Raw genomic sequence first — 24,285 nt, 5'->3', positions numbered from 1 at the left:
GGCCTTCAGCCTGAATAGTGCCGGTCGGCATCGAGCGCGCGACAGAGCCAGTCGGCGAAGGCCACGAGCGACGGATCGCCGTCGAAGCGGACATCGTACTGAAGCGTGAAGTGCCGGCGCGTCGGTCGACGGGCCGGGTGGGCGATGCCGATGCGGCCGGCCTTCAGGTCGGGTCCAAGCAGCCCTTCGATGGCGATACCCAGACCGAGATCGGCGACCACGGCTTCCAGCGTCTGGCTGGCACTTTCGAAGCTGCTGCCGCCGCGAACCGGCACCGCATGAAAGCCGGCCTGGTCGAGCCAGCGCCGCCAGTCCTCGGAGCGCGGCCGCGTATGGAGCAGCGGCACGCGCGCGAAGTCGACCGGACCCTTGCGCAGCCGCGTGGCCGCTGCCACCGCGACGGTCGTGATCGGCATCAGCGGCCGCACGACCAGGCCGGACTGCCGGCCTGTTCCGGAGACGGCGATCACCGCATCGAATCGGCTTGGCAGCAGGTCGAGCGGGTTCGTGCTCGCATGGAAGTCGACCTCCAGTTCGGGGAGATCGCGGCGCAGCCCGGAGAGAAGCGGCAGGAGCGCCCGCGACAGGAAATGGCCGTAGACTCCGACGGAAAGCTGGCGGAAGTGGCGCAGACGAACGCCTGCGGTGGCCTCTTCCAGCCGGTCGAGCGCCTCGCGCGTGCCGTCGGCCAGCGACCGGCCGACTGGCGTTAGTTCGAGCCCGCTGGCGCGTCGCACGAACAGGGCAGCCTTCAGCGTTTCCTCGAGGGTCCGCACGTGGCGGCTGACCGCGCCCGGGGTGACGTTCAACTCACGCGCCGCATGCGTGATCGACAGGTGACGTGCCGCGGCCTCGAAGGCACGAACGGCATGCAGGGGCGGCAATCGGCGGGTGCTCATAGTGTTGAGTATCAGTCAAAATGCCGGGAAAAGTAATCGTTTGAGAGTGCGCCGGAGTCCACGCATCTTCTCCGGCATGAATGACCTCTCTCCCATCGCCCCCCTCCTGACGGTCCCGGCCTCGCTGGCCGGGCGGTCGGCCGTTGCCCAACGCTCCGAGCACATCGCGCCAGACTGCAGCGGGCTCAACTTCTTCGAGATCGATCGCAGCTTCCGCGATCTGCTCGGCCTCTACATGGAAGCGCCGTTGCTGGCCCATCTGACCGGACCCCTGACCGAGTTGGGCGAACTCGCCGGCGGACGCCTGAACCGTCTCGCTGACCTTGCCGACAAGCACCCGCCGGTGCTGCATCCCCGCGACCGCTACGGCCGCGACGAGGAGTGGATCGAGGTCCATCCGGCCTACGACGAGATCCGCCGGATCGCCTTCGAGCGCTTCGGCATGCACGCCATGACGCACCGTCCCGGGGTGCTGGGCTGGCACGACAGGATGCCGATCATCGCCAAGCAGGCCTTTTTCTATCTCTTCTCGCAGGCCGAGTTCGGCGTGCTGTGTCCCGTCAACTTGACCGACTGCACCTCCGACCTTCTGGAACGCTACGGCAGCGAGGAGCTCAGGGCGCGCTATCTCGACCGCATGCTGACCCAGGACATGGACCGCCTGCTCTTTGGCGCGCAGTTCATGACCGAGAAGATCGGCGGTTCCGACGCCGGCGCGGCCGAGCTGACCGCCGTGCGCGACGGCGATCACTGGCGCCTCTACGGAGAGAAGTGGTTCTGCTCAAACGCCGACGGCGACGTCGCCGTGCTGCTGGCCCGTCCCGAAGGGGCGCGGCCAGGAAGTCGCGGACTGGGTCTCTTCCTGATGCCGAAGACGCTGCCCGACGGATCCCGCAACGACTATCGGATCGTGCGTCTGAAGGACAAGCTCGGCAGCAAATCGATGCCGAGCGGCGAGATCGTTTTCAACGGCGCCGTCGCCTACCTGCTCGGAGACATCGATCGCGGCATGAAGCAGATGCTGGAGATGGTCAATCCCAGCCGCGTTTCGCACCTCACGCGCGCCGCCGGCATGATGCGGCGCTGTCTCAACGAATCGATGCAGGTGGCGCGTCATCGCAATGCCTTCGGCCGGCGGGTGATCGATCATCCGCTGATGCGCCGCCAGCTCGTGAAGATGATGGTCAAGACAGAGCAGGCGCTGTCGGCGCTCATGCTGACGACAGCCATGATGGGACGGATCGACGACCCGGTGGCCGCCAAGGTGGTCCGCATCCTGACGCCGATCGGCAAGTACCGTGCCTCGCGCGACAACATCGCGGTCGCCACCGCGGCGATGGAGGCGCGCGGCGGCAACGGCTACATCGAGGATTGGCCGAACGCCCGTCTGGTCCGCGACGCCCATCTCGGCGTGATCTGGGACGGCACATCGAGCGTCAACGCGCTCGATGTCATCCAGCGGGCGGTGGGCAAGGAGCGCGCGCATGTCCAGCTGGGCGAAGCGCTGGGCGAACGGCTGGCCGATACGCGCGGTCTTCCCGGGCAGTTCCGGACCCGTATCGAGACGACGCTGTCCCAGGCCGTGCGTTTTGCCGAGGAGGTTGCCGACACGCCGTCCAAGGAGCGCTTCAGCCGGGTCGCGGCGAGTGCGCTCTATCATGTCACGACCGCGGTGCTGATGGCCCACGAAGGCGCGCAGCTTGCGGCGGCCGGGGGCGATGCCCGGCGCATGCTGATGGCGCGGTTCGTCCTGGAGCATCGACTGTCGGACCGGCCCAAGCTCGCCGCCGACGGGGGCGACTGGGAGGAAGCAGCCATCTCCGCCTTGCTCGAAGAAACCCCGGTCTCGCTCGACCAGGCATCCTCGCTGCTCACGGCCTGACGGACGGAGGCGCCATCTTCTCCATGGCGGTCCCGGCGGACCGGTGGGAAGATGGCGCGTCATGCCGGTCGCCCGTCCCGATCCAGCGCCGCGGACCTATCCCGCCTCGGTCTCCCTGCACCGCAGGGCAGACAGCGGTCCAGCCGTGGCAGCCGGAACGGCGTCCGTCGCCGATGTCGAAAGCTGGCTGCTGACGGATGCGCTGGGCGAAGAAGACGTCCTGCCTTTCTTTGAGCAGCTGTGCTGGCGCCTCGTGGCGGCTGGCCTGCCGCTCGACCGGGCCAGCCTGCATGTCGGGACGCTGCATCCCCAGCTCTATGGCTTTGGCTGGAACTGGAACCGCATCGACGGATTGTGCGACGAGGTCAGGGTGGCCGAAGCCGCACTGGCCAACGATGCATACCGCCGCAATCCGCTGTTCCACGTGATCGAAAAGGGTGAGGCTTTCAGGGGCCGAACCCACGAGGCGGCACAGCGCTACCCGCTGATGGCCGAGCTCGCGCGGCAAGGATACGTCGACTATGCCGCCATTCCGTTGCGCGCGGGCGGCGCCTATCACAACGCCGCGACGGTGGCGACGAAGCGCGTCGGCGGCTTTTCCGAAGCCCAGTTCGGCGACCTCACGCGGCTCCTGCGGCTGGCCGCGCTTCATGTCGAACGCCACATCGCGCTCAGGATCGCCGCCAACGTCCTGGACACCTATCTCGGCGCGGCCGCCGGAGGACGCGTGCTGCGCGGCTCGATCAAGCGCGGTTCCGGGGAGTCCATCCGGGCCATCATCTGGGCGTCGGACCTGCGCGGCTTCACCGACCTCGCCGACCGTCTCGACGGCCCCGACATGATCGCCCTGCTGAACGGCTATTTCGAGTGTCTCGCCGGGGCGGTGCTGGCGCATGACGGCGAAGTGCTGAAGTTCATCGGCGACGGGCTGCTGGCAGTGTTTCCCTATTCGGCCTTCGCCGACGAAAGAGCCGCCGCCGCGGCGGCGCTGTCGGCGGCGGAGAGCGCGCTGCAGGCGATCGAACGTCTCAATGAAAATCCGCAGGCCTTCGCCGATATCCCCGGCTGGCGCCCCCTGCGAACCGGAATCGCCCTGCACGACGGCGAAGTGTTCTTCGGCAATGTCGGTGCGCCGGAGCGGCTGGATTTCACGGTCATCGGTCGGGCCGTCAATGCCGCCAGCCGTGTCGAGGCGCTCAGCAAGTCGGTGGAGCGCTCCATCGTCATTACGGAGCCCGTGATGCGTCTTCTCGACCGGCCGCTCGAGCCGCTGGGCGAGCATGCGCTGCGCGGCCTCGCCGCTCCCCTCTCGATCTATGGTGTGCCATGACGCGCTTGCTTGCAGTCCTGTTCGTCCTGCTGTTCGCGGGTCCCGCCGCCGCACAGTCCGTCAGCTTCCCCAGCGTCACCGTCGGCAGCAGCCAGGCGGGACCCGAGGTGAAGGGCTGGATCTACAAGCCGTCGGGCAACGGACCCTTCCCCGCGATCATCCTGGCCCATAGCTGCGCCGGTACGAACACGCATACCGACGTCTGGGGCAAGCTGCTGGTGAGCTGGGGCTATCTCGTGCTCGCACCGGACTCCTTCGGTCCGCGCGGCACCAAGGCGGTGTGCACGACGCCGGGCATGGTGACGCCCAATATGCGGGTGGCCGACATCGCCGGCGCCCTCGACTATCTCGCGATGCGGCCCGACGTGGTGAAGGGCAAGATCGGCATTATCGGCCACAGTCATGGCGGCTCGACGGTGCTGCGTTCGACGCAGAAGAATTTCGGCCTGGCACAGCGCGGGCTGGCGGCCGGCGTCGCGTACTATCCGGGCTGCAATCCGCAGTTCGATGGCGGCGTCGACGTGCCAGTGCTGCTGCTGGCCGGCGACAAGGATGACTGGACGCCGGCCGATCGCTGCCGGACGTTGGTGTCGGGTCTGTCGCGCGCCGGGCTCGTCGACGCGGTCTACTATCCCAACGCGTATCACAGCTTCGATTCGAAGGTCGCCGACCGCAACGTGCCGGGTGCCGGCGGCAAGCAGCATCATCTCGCCTACGACCCCTCGGCTGCGCCGGATGCCGAGGCGCGCACGAAGGCGTTTTTCGCCAAGTACCTGCGCTAACGTCTCAAGGGAGCAGCGCTCTCCAGTGCAGCCGCTAGGCGTCGGCCAGCCCCATCTGCCGGCAGAGCAGCACCAGCGTTTCGTAGATCACGTGCGAGCAGAGGTGGGCGGCCATGCCGTTGACGTCCTGCGGCGGGCTCACGGTGTTCACGTCGACCGCCACGATGTTGAGATCGGTGAGGCAGCGCAGCAAGTCGATCCCTTCGCGCGCACTCAGGCCACCCCACGACGGCGTGCAGACGCCCGGGGCACAGGACGGGTCGAATACGTCCATGTCGAAGCAGAGATAGACCGGCCGCTTGCCGACCTTGTCGCGGAACTCGGCCATGCGCTGGGCGAAGCCTCCGCGGATCAGCTCGTCGATCGAGACGACCTTGTAGCCGAGGCTCATGGCGCGCGGCACGACGCCCTGGGCGTAGGTCGTGCTTCGGATGCCGACATGCCAGGAGAATTCCGGATCGACGAGGCCTTCCTCGGCGACATGGGTGAACTGGGTGGCGGAGTTGTACTTCTCGTCCGAGCCGTACGGATACGAATCGGTATGCGAATCGATGTGAAGAGCCGCCATCTTCGGATACTTCTTGCCGACTGCGCGCGCGACCGGGACGGTGACCGAGCCGTCGCCGCCGATGGTGATCGGCACGGCGCCGGCCTCGACGATCCGGTCGGCGGCCTGTTCGATCCGCTCGAACGCATCGACGATCTTCGACGGCGTCAGCTTGACGTTGCCGCAATCGACCAGCCCGAGCGCGAGCGCGGGATCGAAGTCGGCGTTGGTCGGATTGAAGCGCCGCATGAGCTGCGACTGCTGGCGTACCGAATCGGGCCCGCCGCGCGAGCCGATGCGCATGTTGGTGCCGCAGTCGAACGGGATGCCGAGGATCGCCGCCTTGTTGGCGGGGCCGGGACGGCCGTAGGGCACGCCCATGAAGGTCATGGGCAGGGTGAACAGCTCGTCGTCGGACAGACGGTCCATGTCAGGGCTCCGCGGAGAGGAAATCGTAGGCGACCAATGTGTGGATCCTGGCGACGGCGAGCAGCTCGTCGACCAGAACATGCTCGTCGGCCCCGCCCATGTTGAAAGGCGTCAGGCCGAGCACCACGGTCGGCACGTCGAACATGCGATACCAGCGCGAGTCCGAGCCGCCGACGCGCATGTTCACGGCCGGCGTCTCGCCCAGTACCTCGGCGGCGACCGAGGCGGTGCGGGTCACGATCTCATGATCGGGATCGGTAAAAGAGGGCTCGAAGCGCCGGATCGCCTTCCAGCTCACGCCCTCGAGCGGCGCCAGCCATTCGTCGAGCTTGGCCGCGAGCACGTCGGTCGTGATGCCCACCGGCAGCCGGATATCGGCGCGTGCGATGGCGTGCGTAGGCACCAGGTTGGGAGAGGTGCCGCCCTCGATCGTGCCGATGTTCACGGTGACCCTCGACAGGGTGTCGGCCTCGCCGGCTCCTGACAGGGGCTCGGAGATGGGCTTGGCCTTGCCGATCGCACTGGTGACGACCGGCGGCGATTGGAAGGGCAGGTCCTCGAGCTGTTTCAGGCAGTCAAGGGCCGTGCGCAGCCGGTCGATGGCATTGGTACCCTTGTGGACGTGCGCGCCGTGCGCTGGCGAGCCGGTGGCCTCGACCTCGACCCACATCAGGCCCTTCTCGCCGAATCGCACGACCCTGGGTGAGCCGACATCGCCGCAGATGTTGGCGTCGCCGGCGGCGTGCGGGAAATTCTGCAGGAGATAGCCGGAGCCCAGCGAGCCCATGTTCTCTTCGTCGCCCGCCAGCGTGAGCACGATCTCGCCGGTCCAGGCATCGCGGTTCTCGGCCAGAAGCAGGGCGGCCAGCAGCGAACAGGCGATGCCGCCCTTCATGTCGCAGACACCGCGACCGTAGAGCCTGCCGTCCTTGAGCACGCCGCCCAGGGGCGGCACGGTCCACGGCAGGTTCTCCAGAAGCGGGAAGGTGTCGAGATGGCCGTTGAAGATCAGGCGGCGGCCCGGCGCGCGGCCGCGGATGCGGCCGATCAGCGAGACGATGCGCGGCTCGGGCTCGACCCGCTCGATCTCGATGCCGGGGATCTCGCGCAACAGCGCCTCGGCGACCTTCGCCACGTCAAACGTGTCGCTGGGCGGGTTGGGCGAGGCGACGGCCACCAGCCGCCGTGTCACCTCGATGAGGCGGTCGAGCGAGCCCTCGACCCTGCGCGCCAGTTCGGTACGGATTCTGGATGACATCAGCGCGCCTGCAGCCTGCGTTCCCAGAAGCGGATGGCCATCGCGAGCGGCCAGCAGATGAAGAAGTAGACCACGGCGATGAAAGTGAAGGTCTCGAGCGGCCGGAAGTTCGTCGCCGAGAGCTCCATGCCGCGGCGCGTGATCTCACTCACCGAGATGACGGCGCCGAGCGAGGAGAACTTGATGAGCTGCACGAAGTTGGAGGCGAGCGGCGGCAGGGTCATGCGGATCGCCTGCGGCAGCACGATGCGGTTGAACGACTGGAACGGCGTCAGGCCCAGCACCTGCGCAGCTTCGCGATGGCCCTTGGGGACGCTCTGGATGCCCGAGCGGTAGACCTCCGAGATGAAGGACGCCTGGTAGAGGGCGAGGCCGATGATCAGCGCGACCAGCGCCTCGATGCGCACGCCGAACACGATCGGCAGCACGTAGTAGACCCACAGGAGCTGTACCAGGATCGGCGTGTTGCGCACTACCTCGCCGATCGAGATGCCGATCCAGCGCAGCACGCGGAAGCGCGACATGTCGAGCAGGGCGATGATCAGCCCGCCGAGCATCGCCAGCACCAGGGTGATGGCCGAGATGACGAGCGTCATCTGCAGTCCGCCCATCAGGAAGTCGAAGCTTCCCCAGACCGTGTCCCAGCGGAATTGGTACTTGAACATGCTCAGATCACGCTTGTTGCCCACCCTTCGAGACGCGCTCCTGCGGAGCGCTCCTCAGGGTGAGGTTGTGGTTTCAAGCACACCTCATGCTGAGGAGGCTGCGCAGCAGCCGTCTCGAAGCATGGGCTACAGGTCACGGCGCGACGATCGGGTCGAGCTTGTGCTTCTTGGCGTACTTCAGCAGCCTTCCGTCGAGCTTGATCGTGTCGACGAACAGGTTGACGTAGTTCAGCCAGATCTGGTCGCCCTGCGGCACGACATAGGCGTACGGTGTGATGGCGAGCTTCTCGTTGGGCAGGATGTAGGTCGCCCAGTCGAACTCGTCGGTCACTTTGATGGCGGTCGGGAAGTCGGTGATGATGACGTCGACGCGCTGCGCGACCAGCTCGGCCTCGCGCGTGTTGGGCGGCGCCACCGACACGACCTCGGCGTTCTTCACGTAGCCCTTCATGAAGGGCTCCATGTAGCTGCCCAGCGAGACGGCGGCCTTCACGCCCTTCTGGTCGATGTCCTTCCACTCCTTGATCTTGCTGTCCTTGCGGGTGACCGCATAGAGGTTGGTCAGCAGGTAGGGCTTGGAGAATTCGACGGCCTGGCCGCGCTTCATCGTGGCGCCGACGCCGAACATGCCGATCTCGCACTTGCCGGCCTGCAGGTCGGCGATGAACGAGCCGAAGCTCGATTCGACGATCTCGAGCTTGGCGTCGAGCTCCTTGGCGAATTCCTTCGCCAGGTCGGCATCGATGCCCTCGATCTCGCCCGTCTTGGAATTGCGGAACGAGATCGAATAGTAGAGCGGAAACTGGCAGACCCGGAGCTTCTTGCTCTTGGTCACCTCGTAGAGACGCGATTGCGTCTGCTGGGCCTCGGCGCCCGTGATCGCCATCGCACCCATCGTGCCCGCCAGCGCGAGCGCACCCAGAACCCTCGATACACCCCTTGCAACACTCATGACCGGTCTCCCTTGTTGACCTTCCCCGTTACTCATCCTCGAACTGCTGCAGGAAGCGCTTCGCGCGCTCCGTCTGCGGCGCGTCGAAAAACGCGGCGCCCGGCGCCGCCTCGACGATCTCGCCGCGATCCATGAACACGGTGCGCGTGCCGACATGGCGCGCGAAGCCCATCTCGTGGGTGACGACCAGCATGGTCATGCCCTCGCGGGCGAGTTGGCGCATGACCGCGAGGACCTCGCGGCGCAGCTCGGGATCGAGCGCGCTGGTTGCCTCGTCGAAGAGCAGGACCTTGGGCGACATGGCGAGCGCACGGGCAATCGCCACGCGCTGCTGCTGGCCGCCGGACAGTCGCGCCGGATAGGCGTCGCGCTTGTCGGACAGGTCGACCTTCTTCAGCAGGGCTTCGGCGATGGCGACTGCCTCGTCCCTGGGCATCTTCTTCACGCGTATCGGCGCTTCGATCAGGTTCTGCAGCACCGACATGTGCGGCCACAGATTGAAATGCTGGAACACCATGCCGATGTCGGAGCGCACGGCGCGCCCGGCCGCCTTGACCTGCTTGTTCGGCGCCGGTGTGGAAATAGGCACGCCCTGCATCACGACGCGGCCCTCGCTCGGCTCCTCGAGCAGGGCAAGGCAGCGCAGCAGCGTGGTCTTTCCCGAGCCCGACGGCCCCACGACGCACACCACGTCGCGCTCGGAGACGTCGAGCGAGACGCGGGTCAGCACTTGGTTGGCACCGAAGCGCTTGGTGATGCCGTCCGCGAGGATCAGGGGGGCCGTGCTGCTCATGTCACTCCATAAGCAATTCCTATGCCGCTCCATTGGAGACTGCCGCATCGGCAGGGGTTTTGCTAGGAGAGTCGGAAGGAATTGCCAAAATGACCAATAACGGCTGTTTATAGAGTATGGATGTCAAGCTCCTCGAAGCCTTCCGGGCGGTGGTCGACCACCGCTCCATGACCGCCGCCGCGGGCGCCATGGGCGTGACCCAGCCGGCGGTCAGCACGCAGATCGCCCGGCTCGAGGAAACGGTGGGCTTCCCGCTGTTCGAGCGCGCCAACGGCCGGCTCAAGCCCACGCCCGAGGGCGTGTTGTTTTATGCCGAAGCAAGCCGCGTGCTGGGCGAGGTCGACCGGCTGCAGGCCGCGACGGCGCAGATCCGCGAGGGCCAGTCGGGCCGGCTGGTGATCGCCAGCCATCCCTCGGCTGCGATCTCGCTGTTGCCCAACCTCGTGGCGAAGTTCCTGGGCGAGCGGCCGGGCGTCTCGGTGCGGCTGATCTCGCGCCATTCCGACGTCGTGAGCCAGCTCCTGCCGAGCGAAGGCTTCGACATCGGCATCGCCGAACTGCCAATCGACGAGAGCCAGGTCGAGGTCCGGCGCTACGGGATGCGCTGTGTCGCGATCCTGCCGCCACGCCATCCGCTCGCCGCCAGCAAGCTGCTGACGCCGCAACTGCTCGCGCCGCATTCGATGGTGATGCCGGCGCGCTCGCACCAGGTGCCCAATCGCATCCGCGGCGTCTTCTCGGCGGCCGGCGTGTCGCTCAACGCCGTGGTCGAGGCGGAGTTCTTCGCCACGCTCTGCGGTCTGGTGGCGGCAGGCACCGGCTGGTCGATCGTCGATCCGCTGTCGGCGCGCGGCTTCGAGCATCTCGGACTGGTGGCGCGGCCGTTCGAGCCGGCCGTCACCTACGAGATCGGCGCCTTCCATCGCCGCGACCGCGAGCCCTCGGTGCTCGCCTCGGCGTTCCTCGACATGCTCGACGACAAGTTGAAAGGGTAAGCCATGCGTCTCGACGCGGGACTGATGGGCCGCCTTGCGGCCGACGAAGCGCTGTGGCGCGACTTCAACGACATCTGCGACTGCGGCGGGCGTCTCTCCGGCACGCAGAGCGAGAAGCGCGCCTTCGCGCTGCTGCGCGAGCGCGTGCGCGCGGCGTCGCCGGCCAATTCGGGCCGGTCGATCCCGGTGCCCTATAATGGCTGGCAGGCGAAGTCGGCCACGCTGAAACTGCCCGGCGGTACCTTCGCGCCCTGTCATCCGCTGGTGCGCACGATCGCCACGCCCTCGTCGGGGCTGACGGCCGAGGTGATCGATCTCGGCCGCGGCACGCCCGACGAGTTCGAGGCGCACAAGGCCGAGATCGCCGAGCGCATCGTACTGGTGCGCCACGAGCTGATGTTCGCCGCCGGCACGATCCATCGCCGGCGCAAGTACGACATGGCGCGGGCCCATGGCGCCGTGGGCTTCCTGATCGGCGGGCCGCTGGCCGGTCACGTGGTGGCAGGCTCCTCTGGCCGCGACTCCGGGGAGGGCATTCCCGCGCTGGGCATCTCGCCCGAGACGGCGGCGAAGCTGGCGCGCCGGTCGACCGGCTTTCCGTCCGTGACGATCACCGTCGAGACCGCGGAGGGGCCGGCCGAGACCGAGACTCTGGTCTACGACTATCCCGGCCAGACCGACGAATGGGTGGTGCTGTCGGCGCACGTTGACGGCCACGACCTCGCCGAGAGCGCGATGGACAACGGCACCGGCCTCGCGGCCGTGCTGGCGGTGGCGCGCGCTTTGTCGCCGGAAGTGGCGAAGTGGCGGCGGGGATTGCGCGTCATGTTCTTCAGCGTCGAGGAATGGGCGCTGACCGGCTCGGCGCAGTATGTGAAGGCGCTGGGCGAGGCCGAGCGCGCGAAGATCGCGCTCAACGTCAATCTCGATTCGGTGGCCGGCAGTCCGAACCTCGCCGCGCTGACCAGCGGCTTTGCCGGGGTCGAACCTTTTCTGCTGGGCGTTGCCGAGGCCAATGGTCAATCCCTGCGCACCGTGCGGCCGCTGATGACCAATTCCGATCACGCGAACTTCGCGACCGGCGGCATCCCGGCCATTCGTCTCGTGGCGGGCTTCGACGACCCCAACGCGCATCTGCGTGTCGTGCTGACGCCCGCCGACACGCGCGACAAGGTCGCGCAAAGCGAGCTGAGGCAAGCGACTCTGCTCACCGCTGCTCTGGTCGCGGCGGCCTGCAATGCCGATCCGGACGAAGCGGCGCGCTGGCGGGCGTAGGCATCGCACGAACGTTCAATACCGGCATGCCGGCCGGCGTTAGCGTCCGGCATGCTGCTCTCTCTTCTCGTGGCTTCCCTTCTCGTCATGGGCAGCCCCGGTCCCTCGACGATCAGCGTCACCGCCGTGGGGGCGGCGTTCGGCCTGCGCCGGTCCATTGCCTACACGTCGGGGCTGATCGCCGGCACCATTCTCGTCCTGCTCGCGGTGGCGACGGGCATGATGGCCATGCTGCTGGCGCTGCCGCGGATCGCGCCCGTTCTGCTGGTCGCGTCGGTCGGCTACATCCTGTATCTCGCCGTCCGGATCGCGACCGCGCCGCCGCTTGCACGGCACGACGCTTCGCACGACGCGCCGTCTTTCGGCGGCGGTTTCCTGCTGGCCCTCGCCAACCCCAAGGCCTATGTCGCCATCGCGGCGGTGTTTGTGGGCTCCGGCCTCCCGGCCTCCCTCAAGGTCGCCGTTCTTGCCGCCATGGTGGTGTTGATCCATGGCGCGTGGTTGGCGGCGGGCGCGGCGTTCGCGCGGGTGCTGCGCGACCCGGTATGGTCGCGCCGCGTCAACCTCTCGCTCGCCGTGGCGCTCGTGGCCGCGACGGTCTATTCGCTCACGTAGCGCGCCGCGTCCGTGCGGGGCGCCTGGGGAGGCGCGGAGCGCAGCAGCGAGATCAGGCCGGCGAGGGCTGCCAGACCGCCCAGCAGCAGGATGACCTCGCGGCTGGCCGCCACCAGCGACGCGGTCGGAAGGCCCAGGGTGCTGCCGTCGGCCCGGCCGAGGCCCAGCGCGAACAGCGTCGAGGCGCCGGCGATGCCGGTGCTCATGCCGATCAGGCGCACGACGTTCAGCACGCTTCCCGCCTGTCCCGTCTGCTCGGGTGGCGCGGTCGACATGATCGCGCTGGTGTTTGGCGAGATGAACAGGCCCTGTCCGACGCCGAAGACGGCCAGCGCAAGCGTGACCAGCGGCAGTTTCTCGGCCGAGCCGTCGAGGAAGACGTAGATCATCGCCAGGCTGGCGATGCAGATCAGCATGCCGCACGAGGTTGGCGTGCGCGCGCCGAGCCGGTCGTAGAGGGCACCGCCGACGGGCGCCAGAAGGCCCAGGGTGACCGGCAGGATCGACAGTCTGAGACCCGCCGCGAGAGCCGAATCGTCGTAGATGCGCACGAGAACGAAGGGGATGAGGAAGAACACGCCGAACAGCACGGCGTAGGAGAGGAAGTTCGCCGCGTTGCCCAACAGAAACGCACGCTTGGTCAGGAGATGCAGATCGAGAAGGGGGGCCGTGGCGCGGCGTTCCGCCCGCACGAACAGGACGAGGAACAGGATGCCGAAGAGCAGGCAGCCGATCAGCGCGGGCGACGTGAACCCCCACGCATGGCCCTCGTTCAGCACGGCCACGACCGCCGTCAGGGCCGGGGCAATCAGGAGGGCCCCATACCAGTCGAAGCGCCCCGTGTGAGGCGGGGCCTTGGTCTGGGGCAGGGTGAGCCAGCCCAGCAGGATGCCGATCAGTCCCATCGGCACGTTGATCCAGAAGGCCCACTGCCAGCCCAGCGTATCGAGGATCAGGCCGCCGATGGCCGGCCCCGCCCCCAGGCCGATCGCCTGAGCCGCCGATTGCAGGCCGAGGCCGCGCCCGTGCTCCGCGGGGCCGGTGGCCATCACGACAATGGCAATGCTGTTCGAGGTCAGGAGCGCGGCGCCGACGCTCTGCAGGATGCGGAAGAAGATCAGCGTCGGCAGGTCGGTGGCGAAGCCGCACAGGCCCGAGCCGACGATGAAGAGCAGGAAGCCGCCGAGATAGAGCAGCTTGCGGCCGAACATGTCCGCCAGCCGTCCGAAGATCGGCGTGAACGAAGCCATCGCGAGCAGATAGGCGACCGCGACCCAGCTCACGCTGCTGAGGCGGGCCCCGAATTCGACTTCGAGTCGCGGCAGGAGAACCTGCGTCATGCTGGCGTCGATCTGGCCCATGCATGCGCCGATACAGACCGTGCCGACGACGAACCATCGATAGGATTGCAGGCGGGCGATGGCGGGCAGCGGCGGCGGCTCCTCACCGCGCGTCATCGCGCCCCGAATCGCCTTGAAGGAAAGAGGGCCTGGTGAAGCGTCGGTCAGAGCGAGATCCTCGGGAGTCGTTGCCCATGCGGGCGACGTTGCGAGGACGTTATCGCGCGCCAGCCGTTTGACGCCAGCCGAATTCCACTGCGATGCTCGGAGCGGTGCAGGGGAGAGGATCGACGACATGGCGGCTTCGGCATCACTGGCGAGCGTCCGGGCGCTCACCTTCGACGTCCAGGGCACCTGTGCCGATTTCTGCCGTCCGCTTCTGCGCATGGGCGAGACGGTAAACCGCGACAGGGGCCTTGCGATCGACTGGGGCATCCTGTCCGCCGACTGGCGCGGCCTCTATCGCGCGGTGCTCGACGACATCATCGCCGGAAGGCGTCCGTGGCTGCGGGTGGATCGAATCTATCGCGAGACGCTGGATGCCCTGCTGGAACGGCACGGGCTTTCCGCCACCTTCACCGCTGCCGAACGCGACGAGCTGAACCTGGTCTGGAGTCGCCTCGATGCCTGGCCCGACAGCGTGGAGGGGCTTGCACGGCTGCGCCGGCGCTTCGTTACCTCGACGCTGTCGAACGCCGGCATGAGGACGATGGTCGCGGTGGTAAAGCATGCCGGATTGCCGTTCGACGCGGTGCTGACGGCGGAACTCGCACAAAGCTACAAGCCCGCGCCGGCCGTCTACCAACTCGCGGTCGATCTTCTCGGCTTCCGGCCGGAGGAGATCATGATGGTGGCCTGTCACAAGTACGATCTGAAGGCAGCGCGCGCCTTCGGCATGCGCACGGCCTTCGTGACACGACCGCTCGAATTCGGGCCGGACGCGAAGCCCGACGTTGCGCCCGAACCCTGGTTCGACGTCTTCGCGACCGATTTCGTGGACCTGGCCGAGGCTCTCGGAGCCTGAACCGGTCACCAAGTGGGCTTGGTCTCGAAGCGGGCCGGCGCCGCCGTCCTGCGGTCGGCGGGCGGGACGCTGGCGGCGAAGACATAGGTGGTGCCGACCGCGGATTGGCTGACGCGATCGCCATAGGCGTTGGCCAGGGCATGGAGCGCCCGCCAACCGGTGCAGTGGCCGGTGATGAAGTGGCCGATGTCGAAGGGGGCCAGTGCCTCGACGGTCTGCGGGATCAGGCGCTCCATCACGCCGCCGAGATGCAGGCCGCCCATCACCGCATGGATCGGCGTGTCGGGAAACAGCCGGCGCGCTTCGGTGCAGACGTTCACGATGCCGGCATGCGAGCAGGCGCTGAACACGACCAGGCCGAGGTCGCGCACGTTCACGATCAGCATGCGCTCGTCCATCAGGAACGGATCGGGACGCCACTCCTCCGAATTGTCCTCACGACAGAGATGATCCTCGCGGCCCTTCTCGAAGGCGCTGACGCGGGGAATCTCGCCGCTGTAGTAGAAGTGGTTGTCGAGCAGGGTGCGGGCGTGGCCGTCGTTGACGATGCGGGCACCCTGCGTCTCCATCTGGGCGGGCGTCGGCACGCGGGCGGCCGGAAAGATCGTGCCGTCTCGCAGCAGCACGCCGCGTTCGTTGAACATGCCCGGATTGACGTGCACCGCCACGCTGTCCCGGCCACGGCGCGCGGCGATGGCGTCGAGCGCGGCAGGCAGCGCACCCATATGGTCCCAGTGACCGTGCGTGATGGCGATCTCCTCGACCTCGCCGAGGTCGATGGACATGTTGCGGCAGTTGCGGATGAAGGCTGCGCCCTCGGTGCCTGTGTCGAAGAGCAAGGTGTGGCGCGTGTCGCCAAGCCTCGTCCGCAGCCGCAGGCCATAGCCGAGATTGGCCACCAAGAGCGTCTCGCCGGAGATCTCCGTCGCGCCGGCCTTCAGGATGTTGGCCATCTCCGAGGTCGCAAAGGCAGGCTTGCTCGCATAGGTGTCGCTCATGTTGTCGGTGATGACATCGACGGTGAGGGAATCAACGGCGGCGAGAACGGACATGGGGCGCCTCTCCGGGGGTCAGGGAGCTGGGGCGAGCGAGCGGCTGAGGTAGCGGACGGTCTTGGTGCCACCGTGTATGGCGGCGTGGCCGACTTCGACGAAGCCGAGCGCCGCGTGGAAAGCGTCCGAGGCAGGATTGGGCGGATCGGAGTTCACCTCGCAGACGATGCGATCGTGCCCGGCGTCGGCGGCGCAGCGGAAGAGGTCTTCGTAGAGCATCTGCGCCAGCCCGCGCTTGCGCATCGCCGCATTGACCACGATGCGATCGACGTAGACGAAGTGGCGATGGCGCTCGAGGAACCAGAGATAGTTGGGGCTGTCGTAGTCGGCGCCCTCGTCGAAGGCCATCAGGAAGGCCGCGCCATCGCCGATGCAGCGTGCGTAGAAGGCCTGCCGCAGAAGCCGGCTCAGCCGCTCGGGCGCGAGCCAGGAGAGTTCGACAGCGTGTGCGTTGTTGAGCGCGAGGATCGCGGCCTCGTCATGGGCCGAGACCGGACGCGGCGCGCTCAGGCCGCGGTCTCCTTCAGGAACTTCAGCAGCAGGCGGCTCACTTCGGCGGCCTGCTCCTGCTGCACCCAATGGCCGGCGCCCTCGACCATGTAGATCTCCTTCATGTTGGTGCAGGCGCTCTTCTGCATTTTCTCGAGCGCACCGGGCGACTGGTAGTTGCCCCAGTCGCTCTTGCCCGAGATGAAGGTCGAGGGCTGGTCGATGGTGCGCCCGGTGAAGATCTCGAGTTCCGGCGTGACCCGGCCGCTGGTGCGCGCGCGATACCAGTTGAGGCCGCCCTGGAAGCCGGTGCGCTCGTACTCGCCGACATAGACCGCCAGTTCGTCGTCGGTCAGCCACTTCGCGGCGGCGATTTCGGCGGGCGTCGGCATCTCCTTGGCCACCGTCTCGGCCATGCCTTCGGCAAGATCCATGATGTAGTAGGTCGGCATCTTTGCCAGTTCCTCGGCGGTCCAGCCCTTCAGTTCGTATGGCTTGTTCGCCTTCCAGTCGGCGCTCTTGTAGTGATAGTAGGCGCGCAGGAAATTGTGCAGGCCCTGCTTGGGATGCCACTGCTCTTCGTTGGCTTCGCGGGTCGACTGGTACCACTGGTAATGCTTGCGCGGGCGCGGCAGCGCAGCCATCGCGGCATGGATGTCGGGTCCCTTGGCCGGCGCGGGCTTGCCATCGGTGTCGAATGGGACGGGAGTGGGCCCGGGGAAGGGCGCACTCATCAGCACCATGCGCCTGAAGATATCGGGGCGGACCAGCGAGGCGTAGGAGGCGACAGACGAGCCGAAATCGTGCCCGACCGCCGCTTCGGCCGTGCGATGTCCCAGGGCAAAGAGGACGCCGATCGCATCGCGCAGGAGGTTGGTGAAGCGGAAGCCGATCTGGTCGGCGTCGAAGTCGGCGTCCCAGCCGGTCGTGCGGCCATAGCCGCGCAGGTCGGGCGCGATGGCGTGATAGCCCGCCGCGGCGAGCGCCGGCATCACCTTGCGCCAGCTGTAGGCGACCTCGGGAAAGCCGTGGAAGAGCATCACCGCGGGGCTTCCCTTCTTTTCGAAGCCCGCCTCGAGCACATGGATGTCGAGGCCGTTGATGCCGGGGAGGATGCGGGCGCGAACGCCGGCGGGGAGGACGGAGGCGGAGAGCGGTTTCATGGGACGAGCCTAGCCCACCGCGCCCCGAAAGGCAGGCCGCATCGTCGGTCGATCCGCTCTGCGATCAATCGATTGGAAGACCGGCTGCCGACGGGCGAACGGACTCTCGTTGGTTGGTTATTGAACCGCGATGTCCTTGTCGTATTGCGGCTCGTCCGTGAAGACCAGCAGGCGACGTGCGTGGGTTTCGCGATCCATGCAGGCCTTGTAACCGGATGTAGCGGGGACGAGGCCGTAGTCCCGGCACGCGTCCCGCGCGTCGGCGGTCACACGGGCCATCGTGTAGGCGATCTCCGGCTTGCCCCAATCGAGGGCACGGACTGCCTGTGACAGGCAGTACTCATAGCCTTCCGAGGTCGGCTTCAGCCCCTGTTCGCGGCAGATGCGCTCCGCCTGGCTCTGCGCGGACGCCGGCGGAACGGGCGGGGCGAAGGCCGCGATGGCTGCCGCGAGAAGCGTGCTGCCGAACGCGAAGCCGGCGTTGAGCTGGTTGCGAGTCATGGACTGCTCCAGGGACTGGGTTGCGATCAGATACCGAATAAACGTCCGGAATCGCTCGGGGGTTGCCAATACAATCGATACAATCGTACGGCGTTTGCCCCGGTTTCGCCCCAATTCGGCGCAGTGGTCAGTAGCTCTTCGGCAGCCCCAGCACCCGTTCGGCGACGTAGCAGAGGATGAGCTGTTCGCTCACCGGCGCGATGCGGGCGATCATGACCTCGCGCAGGAAGCGCTCGACGTGGAACTCCTTGGCATAGCCGTAGCCGCCATGGGTGAGGATCGCGCGCTCGCAGGCGTCGTAGGCGGAACGGGCGCCGAGATACTTGGCCGAATTGGCCTCGGCGCCGCATTCCTTGCCGTTGTCGTACAGCCAGGCTGCCTTGAAGGTCAGCAGGTTCGCCGCCTCGAGCTGCATCCAGCTCTCGGCCAGCGGGTGCTGGATCGCCTGGTTCTTGCCGATCGGCCGGCCGAACACGACCCGCTCCTTGGCATACTGCGTGGCGCGTGCGAGGGCGGCCTTGCCGATGCCGATCGCCTCGGCCGCGATCAGGATGCGCTCGGGATTGAGCCCGTGCAGCAGATAGTGGAAGCCCTTGCCCTCCTCACCGATGCGATCCTCGAGCGGCACCTTGAGACCGTCGATGAACACCTGGTTGGTGTCGATCGCCTTGCGGCCCATCTTCTCGATCTCGCGCACCTCGATCTTGCTGCGGTCGAAGTCGGTGTAGAAGAGCGACAACCCGTCGGTCGGGCGCTTGCACTTCTCCTTCGGAGTCGTGCGGGCGATCAGCAGCATCTTGTCGGCGACCTGCGCCGTCGTGGTCCAGGTCTTCTTGCCATGGACGACATAGCCGTTGCCGTCGCGCTCGGCCCGCGTCTCCAGTGCCGTGGTGTTCAGGCCGGCGTCGGGCTCGGTGACGGCGAAGCAGCCCTTCACCTTGCCCTTGATGATGTCGGGCAGGATGCGCTTCTTCTGCTCCTCGGTGCCGAAGACCACGATCGGGTTGGGCCCGAAAACGTTGAGATGGATCGCCGAGGCACCCTGCAGCGCCGCGCCCGATTCGGCGACCGCCTGCATCATGATCGAGGCCTCGGTGATGCCGAGGCCCGAGCCGCCGTATTCCTCCGGCATGGCGATGCCCAGCCATCCGGCATCGGCCATCGTGCGGTAGAAATCCTCGGGGAAGCCGCCGTCCTTGTCCTTTTTCAGCCAGTATTTCTCGTCGAAGCCGGCGCAGAGCTTGGAGACGCTGTCCTTGATGGCGAGCTGGTCTTCGGAAAAGGCGAAATCCATTTTGAAACCTCTGTCATCCCAAGCGTCAGCGAGGGATCTTTAGGGTCAGGAGAAGGATCCCTCGCTTGCGCTCGGGATGACAAAAAGTCAGCGGTTAAGGCCGAGGAAGCTCAGCATGAGCCGGTTGAACGGCTCGGGCCGCTCGACGTTGGGCAGATGGCGCGCCTTGGCGATGTCCTCGTAGCGGGCGCCGGGAATCTTGGAAGCGATCAGCTTGTTGCGATCGGGCGGCGTAGCCGGATCCTCGTCGCCGCAGATCACCAGGGTCGGTATCTTGATGGTCGGCAGCCGGTCGAGATAGTCGAAATTCTGGATGGCGGCGGCGCAGCCCAGGAAGCCTGCATCCGAGGTGCCGCAGATCGTCGAATGGATCTCCTTCCAGCGGGTTGGATTGACGTGCTTGAACTCGGGCGTGAACCACCGCTCCATGTTGCCGTCGGCCAGTGACTTCACGCCCCCTTTGCGGACCGCCGCCTTGCGCTGGTCCCAAAGGCCGCCCGAATCGTCGGGCGAGGAGGGATGCGTGTCGCACAGCGTCAGCGACTGCAGCCGCTCCGGATAGGCCAGCGCAAACCCCTGGCCGATCATTCCGCCGATCGACAGGCCGATGTAATGCACCTTCCAGATGCCCAGCACATCGAGCGCGCCTTTCACGTCGCCAGCGAGCTGCTCCATCGTGTAGTCGCCCTCGACCGGCTGGCTGCCGCCATGGCCGCGCATGTCGAGGCGCAGCACGCGATAGCCCGCCGCCAGCAACGGCACGAGCTGCTCGGTCCACATGCCGCCATCGGCCGCCAGCGAATGGGTGAAGCAGACCGCCGGCGCATTCTGCGGACCGGCCAGGTCGAAGTAGATCTTACGTCCGTCGAGATTGAGCAGCATGGGATCTCAGGTCTGCAAGAGTGAGGAGATAATGGCCGCTGCCTGGGCAAGCAGGCCCAGCGCGGTCCAACCGAGGAATATCAATGCGACGACCTTGAAGCAGAACGAAAGCCTGCGGCGATTGCCACCCGTCGTATGGGTAGCGAAGCTGAAGCCGTCCGTGGTGGCTCCCGGGTCCAGCGGCGCCGCCGGCGACGCGACCATCTCTATCGTCGGTGACTTGGGATCAAGCACCGCCTTCAGGGAGATCGGCTCGCCCGTCTTCATCGTCACATCGCCGAGATGCCGCCGTCGATGATCACTTCCGAGCCGGTCATGAAGCTCGATTCGTCGGAAGCGAGGAAGACGATCGCCCAGCCCACTTCCTCGGGCCGGCCGAGGCGGCCGATCGGCACCTGCTTGCCGAGCTTCTGCTGCATCAGGTCCTGGCCGAAGCGGTCGCGGTACTTGTCGAGGATCGGCGTGTCGATGAAGGTCGGATGCACGGAGTTGCAGCGGATGTTGTAGCCCGACTTGGCGCAGTGCAGCGCCACCGACTTCGAGAGCAGGCGGACGCCGGCCTTGGCCGAATTATAGGCCGCCATGTTGGCGCCAGCGATGATGCCGGAGATCGACGAGATGTTGATCACCGAGCCGCCGAGCCGCTGGGTGTGCTTCTTGATCTCGGCGACGCCGTGCTTGCAGCCCAGGAACACGCCGTCGAGGTCGATCGCGTGGACCTTGCGCCATTCCTCGAGCGTGATCTCCTCGACCGTCTTGCTGAGGCCGATGCCGGCGGAGTTCAGCAGCACATGGATGGCGCCGAACTTGGTCACGGTCTCGGCGATGGCGGACTTCCAGTTGTCCTCGCTGGTGACGTCGAGCTTCACAAAATGGCCAGCCGAGCCCAGCCGGTCGGCCACGGCCTGGCCGCGATCCGTCGCGACATCGGCGACGACGACGCGCGCGCCTTCCTTGGCCATCAGTTCGGCGGCATTGGCGCCGAGGCCCGAGGCGCCCCCGGTGATGAGCGCAACCTTGCCGGCCAGACGATCCGTCATGTCTTCTTTCCTCCCGCGGCGGCCCCCGCTTTTGCCTCGCGGTGGGCGATGTAGGTCGTGGAGGCCACGATGACGGCAGCGCCCACGAAGGTCCAGATGTCGGAGGTCTTGCCCCAGACCGCCACGTCCATCAAGGCGGCCCAGACAATGCCGAGGAAGGTGATGGGTTGCAGGGCGGAAATGTCGAGCAGGCGATAGGCCCAGGTGATGAAGAAATAGCCCATCGTCCCGAAGAAGCCGGCCGACAGGAACAGCAGGAGCTGGTCCGCGGTCGGCGTCTGCCAGAACCAGATGCCGAGCGGCGTGAAGCAGATCGCGCCGACCACGCTCTGCCACAGCACGACGACGGCGGGCTTGTCGCGGCCCGACACGACCTTGGCCACGAGGTTGGAGCCCGCGATCAGCGGCACGGCGCAGAGCATGTAGATGATGCCGGGATTCACCGTGACGAGTCCCGGCCGGACGATGATCAGCATGCCGGCGAAGCCGATGCCGACCGCCAGCCAGCGCCGCCAGTGCACGGTCTCGCGCAGGAAGATCACCGCGCCCACGGTGACGAAGATCGGTCCGGTGAAGCTCAGCGCCGCCATGGTGGCGAGCGGCAGCCACACCACCGCCTCGTACCAAAGCGCGTAGCCCGAGGTGTGGAACAGGCCGCGGAAGCAGTGGAGTTTCAGGTCCTGCGTCTTCATGCCGGCCAGGCCGGCGCGCCACAGCAGGTACGGCGCGATCAGCGCGACGCCGGCGACCCAGCGGCCCCAAGCGACGTAGAGCGGCGGCATTTCGCCGGCCAGCTCCTTCACCGAGGCGTTGAGGAAGTTGAAGAAGATGCCGGAGACGACGGCGAGGAAGAACCCCCGCGCGGTGCGGGACGGGATCAGGCGAGACAGCGTATCGGGCAACTCGGCGACGGGAACGGACATGCCGCGGCAGAGGAAGCCGATCCGCGCAACGGGTCAAGGCGCTGCTTTCGCAGGTCAGCCCCCCGGCGCGGTAATTGCGGGGCGATAACGCCATTCGTGGCGCTGCGGCCCACTCGGAACAGGGGCGTGTTGCGCTCTGCGATGCTGAACGTGACAATGCCGTCGAGAGGAAGACCATATGCCCGATGCCAACGCCGAGACCCTGACGCACGCGGCCCCCGGCCATCCGCTCGATCCCCTGACTCCCGACGAGATACGCCAGGCGTCGGCGGCCGTGCGGGCGGCACACGATCTCGGCCCGGGCATGATGTTCGAAACGGTGAGCCTGCACGAGCCCGACAAGAGCGTCGTGACTGACTTCCGGGCGGGTGCTTCGTTTCCGCGCGAGGCGTTCGTCTGCGCCTTCGACCGCACCAACGGCCAGGTCTGGGAGGCCCGGGTTGACCTCGTGGCCGACAAGGTCGTCGACTGGCGGCACGTTCCCGGCGTCCGGCCGCGCATTCTGATCGACGACATCACGCTGGTCGGAGAGGTCGCGCGGGCCGATCCCCGCTTTCGCGAGGCCCTGGCCCGGCGCGGCATCACCGACATCGAAAACGTCCAGGTCGATCCCTGGTCGGCCGGCAATTACGGGCTGCCGGACGAAGAGGGCCGGCGGCTCTCCCATACCTTCTGCTGGTACCGCAGCGAGAAGCACGACAACGGCTATGCCCATCCCATCGAGGGTCTGTGTGCCGTCGTCGATCTCGACCGGGCCGAGGTGCTGCGAGTCGACGATTACGGCGTGGCCGACGTGCCGAGGCTCGATCGCAACTATGCCGCCCGCTACAGGAGCGTCTTTCGCGACGACGTGAAGCCCCTGGAAATCGTCCAGCCGGCCGGCCCCAGCTTTGTCGTCGAGGGCAACGAGGTGCGCTGGCAGAAATGGCGCTTCCGCGTCGGCTTCAATGCCCGCGAAGGGCTGGTGCTGCATGCGATCGGATACGAGGACGAGGGACGGCTGCGGTCGGTGCTGCACCGGGCGGCGTTGTCCGAGATGGTCGTGCCCTACGGACATCCCGGCGGCGGGCACTTTCGCAAGAATGCCTTCGACGTCGGCGAGTACGGCATCGGCGTGCTCGCCAATTCGCTGACGCTGGGCTGCGACTGCCTTGGCGCCATCCGCTACTTCGATGCGTGGCTGGCCGACAGCAAGGGCGATCCCTACTGCATCGAGAGCGCGGTGTGCCTGCACGAGGAGGATTTCGGCATCCTCTGGAAGCACACCGACCTGTTCACGGGCGAGGTCGACGTGAGGCGGGCCCGGCGGCTGGTCGTGTCGTCGATCTCGACCATCGGCAACTACGAGTACGGCTCGTTCTGGTACTTTCACCAGGACGGCTCGATCCACTTCGAAATGAAGGCGACCGGGATCATGAACACCGCCGGCCTGCGGCCCGGCGAAGCGCCCGACTACGGAACCATCGTGTCGCCGGGCGTCTATGCCCACTACCATCAGCACGTCTTCAACATGCGCCTCGACATGGCGGTCGACGGCGAGCGCAACCGCGTCGTCGAGGTCGACACCGTGGCCCTGCCCATGGATGCTGACAATCCCTACGGCAATGCCTTCACCACGCGCCAGACCGTCCTCCAAACCGAACAGGGCGCCCAACGCAACGTCGACTTCAATGCGGCGCGCTTCTGGAAGATAGAGAGTGCGGAGGCCCGCAACCGGCTGGGCCAGCCCACCGCCTACAAGCTGCTGCCGTTGAACCCGGTTCCGACCTTCTCGCATCCTCAGTCGATGGTCTCACGGCGCGCGGCCTTCATGACCCGGCAATTGTGGGTCACCGCCTATCATCCCGACGAGATCTACGCGGCCGGCCGCTACCCGAACCAGAGCAGCGGCGGCGATGGCTTGCCGGCCTGGACGGAAGCGGACCGTCCGCTGGTCGATACCGATCTCGTGATCTGGCACAGCTTCGGCCTGCACCATATTCCACGTCCCGAGGATTTCCCGGTCCAGCCGGTGATCACCGCCGGATTCGCCCTTCATCCTGCCGGATTCTTCACCGAAAATCCGGCGCTCGACGTCCCGCCTTCCGTCAGCAGCATGAGCTGTTGCGTCGATTGATGTGGCCTTGATCCCTTGCAGGCCGCTTCCGCCGGCGAC

General features: G+C 66.9%; 24 protein-coding genes. 8 read left to right on the top strand and 16 right to left on the bottom strand.

From position 1 onward, the window contains the following. Positions 1–5: 5 nt before the first annotated feature. Complete coding sequence (locus LJ725_RS07240; RefSeq protein WP_230549961.1) at positions 6–899, bottom strand: LysR substrate-binding domain-containing protein; 894 nt, start codon at positions 897–899, stop codon at positions 6–8. 76 nt (positions 900–975) lie between these two features. Here LJ725_RS07240 and LJ725_RS07235 point away from each other — a divergent pair, with 76 nt between their 5' ends. The 3 genes from LJ725_RS07235 (at position 976) to LJ725_RS07225 (ending at position 4,893) form a co-directional block, all read left to right on the top strand. Continuing rightward, a complete protein-coding gene (locus LJ725_RS07235) occupies positions 976–2,781 on the top strand; it encodes an acyl-CoA dehydrogenase family protein (RefSeq protein ID WP_230549960.1) in 1,806 nt (601 codons plus the stop codon). 61 nt (positions 2,782–2,842) lie between these two features. Continuing rightward, on the top strand, positions 2,843–4,111 hold the full coding sequence (locus LJ725_RS07230) for an adenylate/guanylate cyclase domain-containing protein (RefSeq protein WP_230549959.1): 1,269 nt from the start codon (positions 2,843–2,845) through the stop codon (positions 4,109–4,111). Then, positions 4,108–4,893 carry a dienelactone hydrolase family protein gene (locus LJ725_RS07225; protein ID WP_230549958.1) on the top strand — a complete coding sequence of 262 codons (786 nt, stop codon included), beginning with the start codon at positions 4,108–4,110 and terminating at the stop codon, positions 4,891–4,893. Before LJ725_RS07230 ends, LJ725_RS07225 begins: the two co-directional genes overlap by 4 nt. A gap of 34 nt (positions 4,894–4,927) precedes the next feature. Here LJ725_RS07225 and LJ725_RS07220 read toward each other — a convergent pair whose 3' ends face one another. The 5 genes from LJ725_RS07220 to LJ725_RS07200 form a co-directional block, all read right to left on the bottom strand. Further along, the gene (locus tag LJ725_RS07220; RefSeq protein WP_230549957.1) at positions 4,928–5,869 is read right to left on the bottom strand and encodes an arginase family protein; all 942 of its coding nucleotides are present in this window, start codon (positions 5,867–5,869) and stop codon (positions 4,928–4,930) included. A gap of 1 nt (position 5,870) precedes the next feature. Continuing rightward, complete coding sequence (locus LJ725_RS07215; RefSeq protein WP_230549956.1) at positions 5,871–7,127, bottom strand: M20/M25/M40 family metallo-hydrolase; 1,257 nt, start codon at positions 7,125–7,127, stop codon at positions 5,871–5,873. Further along, positions 7,127–7,792 (bottom strand): amino acid ABC transporter permease, encoded by a 666-nt coding sequence (locus LJ725_RS07210; protein ID WP_216966849.1) that lies wholly within the window; start codon positions 7,790–7,792, stop codon positions 7,127–7,129. Before LJ725_RS07210 ends, LJ725_RS07215 begins: the two co-directional genes overlap by 1 nt. 133 nt (positions 7,793–7,925) lie before the next feature. Continuing rightward, positions 7,926–8,744, bottom strand: a complete 819-nt coding sequence (locus tag LJ725_RS07205) for an ABC transporter substrate-binding protein (RefSeq protein WP_230549955.1) — start codon at positions 8,742–8,744, stop codon at positions 7,926–7,928. A gap of 28 nt (positions 8,745–8,772) precedes the next feature. Continuing rightward, the gene (locus LJ725_RS07200; protein ID WP_230549954.1) at positions 8,773–9,537 is read right to left on the bottom strand and encodes an amino acid ABC transporter ATP-binding protein; all 765 of its coding nucleotides are present in this window, start codon (positions 9,535–9,537) and stop codon (positions 8,773–8,775) included. Between the two features lie 116 nt (positions 9,538–9,653). Between LJ725_RS07200 and LJ725_RS07195 the strand changes: the two genes are divergently transcribed. The 3 genes from LJ725_RS07195 to LJ725_RS07185 are packed head-to-tail and all read left to right on the top strand — an operon-like array spanning position 9,654 to position 12,422. After that, positions 9,654–10,532 carry a LysR family transcriptional regulator gene (locus LJ725_RS07195; RefSeq protein ID WP_230549953.1) on the top strand — a complete coding sequence of 293 codons (879 nt, stop codon included), beginning with the start codon at positions 9,654–9,656 and terminating at the stop codon, positions 10,530–10,532. Positions 10,533–10,535: 3 nt separating this feature from the next. Further along, complete coding sequence (locus LJ725_RS07190) at positions 10,536–11,807, top strand: M28 family peptidase (RefSeq protein WP_230549952.1); 1,272 nt, start codon at positions 10,536–10,538, stop codon at positions 11,805–11,807. 51 nt (positions 11,808–11,858) lie between these two features. Beyond that, positions 11,859–12,422 (top strand): LysE family translocator, encoded by a 564-nt coding sequence (locus tag LJ725_RS07185; RefSeq protein WP_230549951.1) that lies wholly within the window; start codon positions 11,859–11,861, stop codon positions 12,420–12,422. Here the strand turns inward: LJ725_RS07185 and LJ725_RS07180 are convergent. After that, positions 12,407–13,879, bottom strand: a complete 1,473-nt coding sequence (locus tag LJ725_RS07180) for an MFS transporter (protein ID WP_230549950.1) — start codon at positions 13,877–13,879, stop codon at positions 12,407–12,409. The two genes, LJ725_RS07185 and LJ725_RS07180, sit on opposite strands and share 16 nt — an antisense overlap. 178 nt (positions 13,880–14,057) lie before the next feature. Between LJ725_RS07180 and LJ725_RS07175 the strand changes: the two genes are divergently transcribed. Beyond that, positions 14,058–14,786 carry a haloacid dehalogenase type II gene (locus tag LJ725_RS07175; protein ID WP_230549949.1) on the top strand — a complete coding sequence of 243 codons (729 nt, stop codon included), beginning with the start codon at positions 14,058–14,060 and terminating at the stop codon, positions 14,784–14,786. Between the two features lie 5 nt (positions 14,787–14,791). Here LJ725_RS07175 and LJ725_RS07170 read toward each other — a convergent pair whose 3' ends face one another. The 9 genes from LJ725_RS07170 to LJ725_RS07130 all read right to left on the bottom strand — a co-directional run bounded on the left by LJ725_RS07170 (position 14,792) and on the right by LJ725_RS07130 (position 22,130). After that, complete coding sequence (locus LJ725_RS07170; protein ID WP_230549948.1) at positions 14,792–15,838, bottom strand: MBL fold metallo-hydrolase; 1,047 nt, start codon at positions 15,836–15,838, stop codon at positions 14,792–14,794. Positions 15,839–15,856: 18 nt separating this feature from the next. Next, positions 15,857–16,348, bottom strand: a complete 492-nt coding sequence (locus LJ725_RS07165; RefSeq protein WP_230550156.1) for a GNAT family N-acetyltransferase — start codon at positions 16,346–16,348, stop codon at positions 15,857–15,859. Next, positions 16,345–17,490, bottom strand: coding sequence for an alpha/beta fold hydrolase (locus LJ725_RS07160; RefSeq protein ID WP_230549947.1), 1,146 nt, complete (start codon positions 17,488–17,490; stop codon positions 16,345–16,347). The genes LJ725_RS07165 and LJ725_RS07160 overlap by 4 nt, the downstream gene beginning before the upstream one ends. 117 nt (positions 17,491–17,607) lie before the next feature. Beyond that, on the bottom strand, positions 17,608–17,991 hold the full coding sequence (locus LJ725_RS07155; RefSeq protein WP_230549946.1) for a hypothetical protein: 384 nt from the start codon (positions 17,989–17,991) through the stop codon (positions 17,608–17,610). 127 nt (positions 17,992–18,118) lie between these two features. Then, a complete protein-coding gene (locus LJ725_RS07150) occupies positions 18,119–19,285 on the bottom strand; it encodes an acyl-CoA dehydrogenase family protein (RefSeq protein WP_230549945.1) in 1,167 nt (388 codons plus the stop codon). A gap of 87 nt (positions 19,286–19,372) precedes the next feature. After that, entirely contained in the window at positions 19,373–20,167 is a 795-nt protein-coding gene (locus LJ725_RS07145; RefSeq protein ID WP_230549944.1) for an alpha/beta fold hydrolase, read from the bottom strand. Positions 20,168–20,173: 6 nt separating this feature from the next. Next, complete coding sequence (locus LJ725_RS07140) at positions 20,174–20,434, bottom strand: hypothetical protein (protein ID WP_230549943.1); 261 nt, start codon at positions 20,432–20,434, stop codon at positions 20,174–20,176. Between the two features lie 2 nt (positions 20,435–20,436). Next, complete coding sequence (locus LJ725_RS07135) at positions 20,437–21,207, bottom strand: SDR family oxidoreductase (RefSeq protein WP_230549942.1); 771 nt, start codon at positions 21,205–21,207, stop codon at positions 20,437–20,439. Next, a complete protein-coding gene (locus tag LJ725_RS07130) occupies positions 21,204–22,130 on the bottom strand; it encodes a DMT family transporter (protein WP_230549941.1) in 927 nt (308 codons plus the stop codon). The genes LJ725_RS07135 and LJ725_RS07130 overlap by 4 nt, the downstream gene beginning before the upstream one ends. 178 nt (positions 22,131–22,308) lie before the next feature. Between LJ725_RS07130 and LJ725_RS07125 the strand changes: the two genes are divergently transcribed. After that, positions 22,309–24,246, top strand: a complete 1,938-nt coding sequence (locus LJ725_RS07125; RefSeq protein ID WP_230549940.1) for a primary-amine oxidase — start codon at positions 22,309–22,311, stop codon at positions 24,244–24,246. Positions 24,247–24,285: the final 39 nt, after the last annotated feature.

This window comes from Reyranella aquatilis, assembly GCF_020880995.1.
Taxonomy (GTDB): Bacteria; Pseudomonadota; Alphaproteobacteria; order Reyranellales; family Reyranellaceae; genus Reyranella; species Reyranella aquatilis.
Note: the sequence above shows the minus strand (reverse complement) of the source record. Positions and strands in the feature narration are given on the sequence as shown.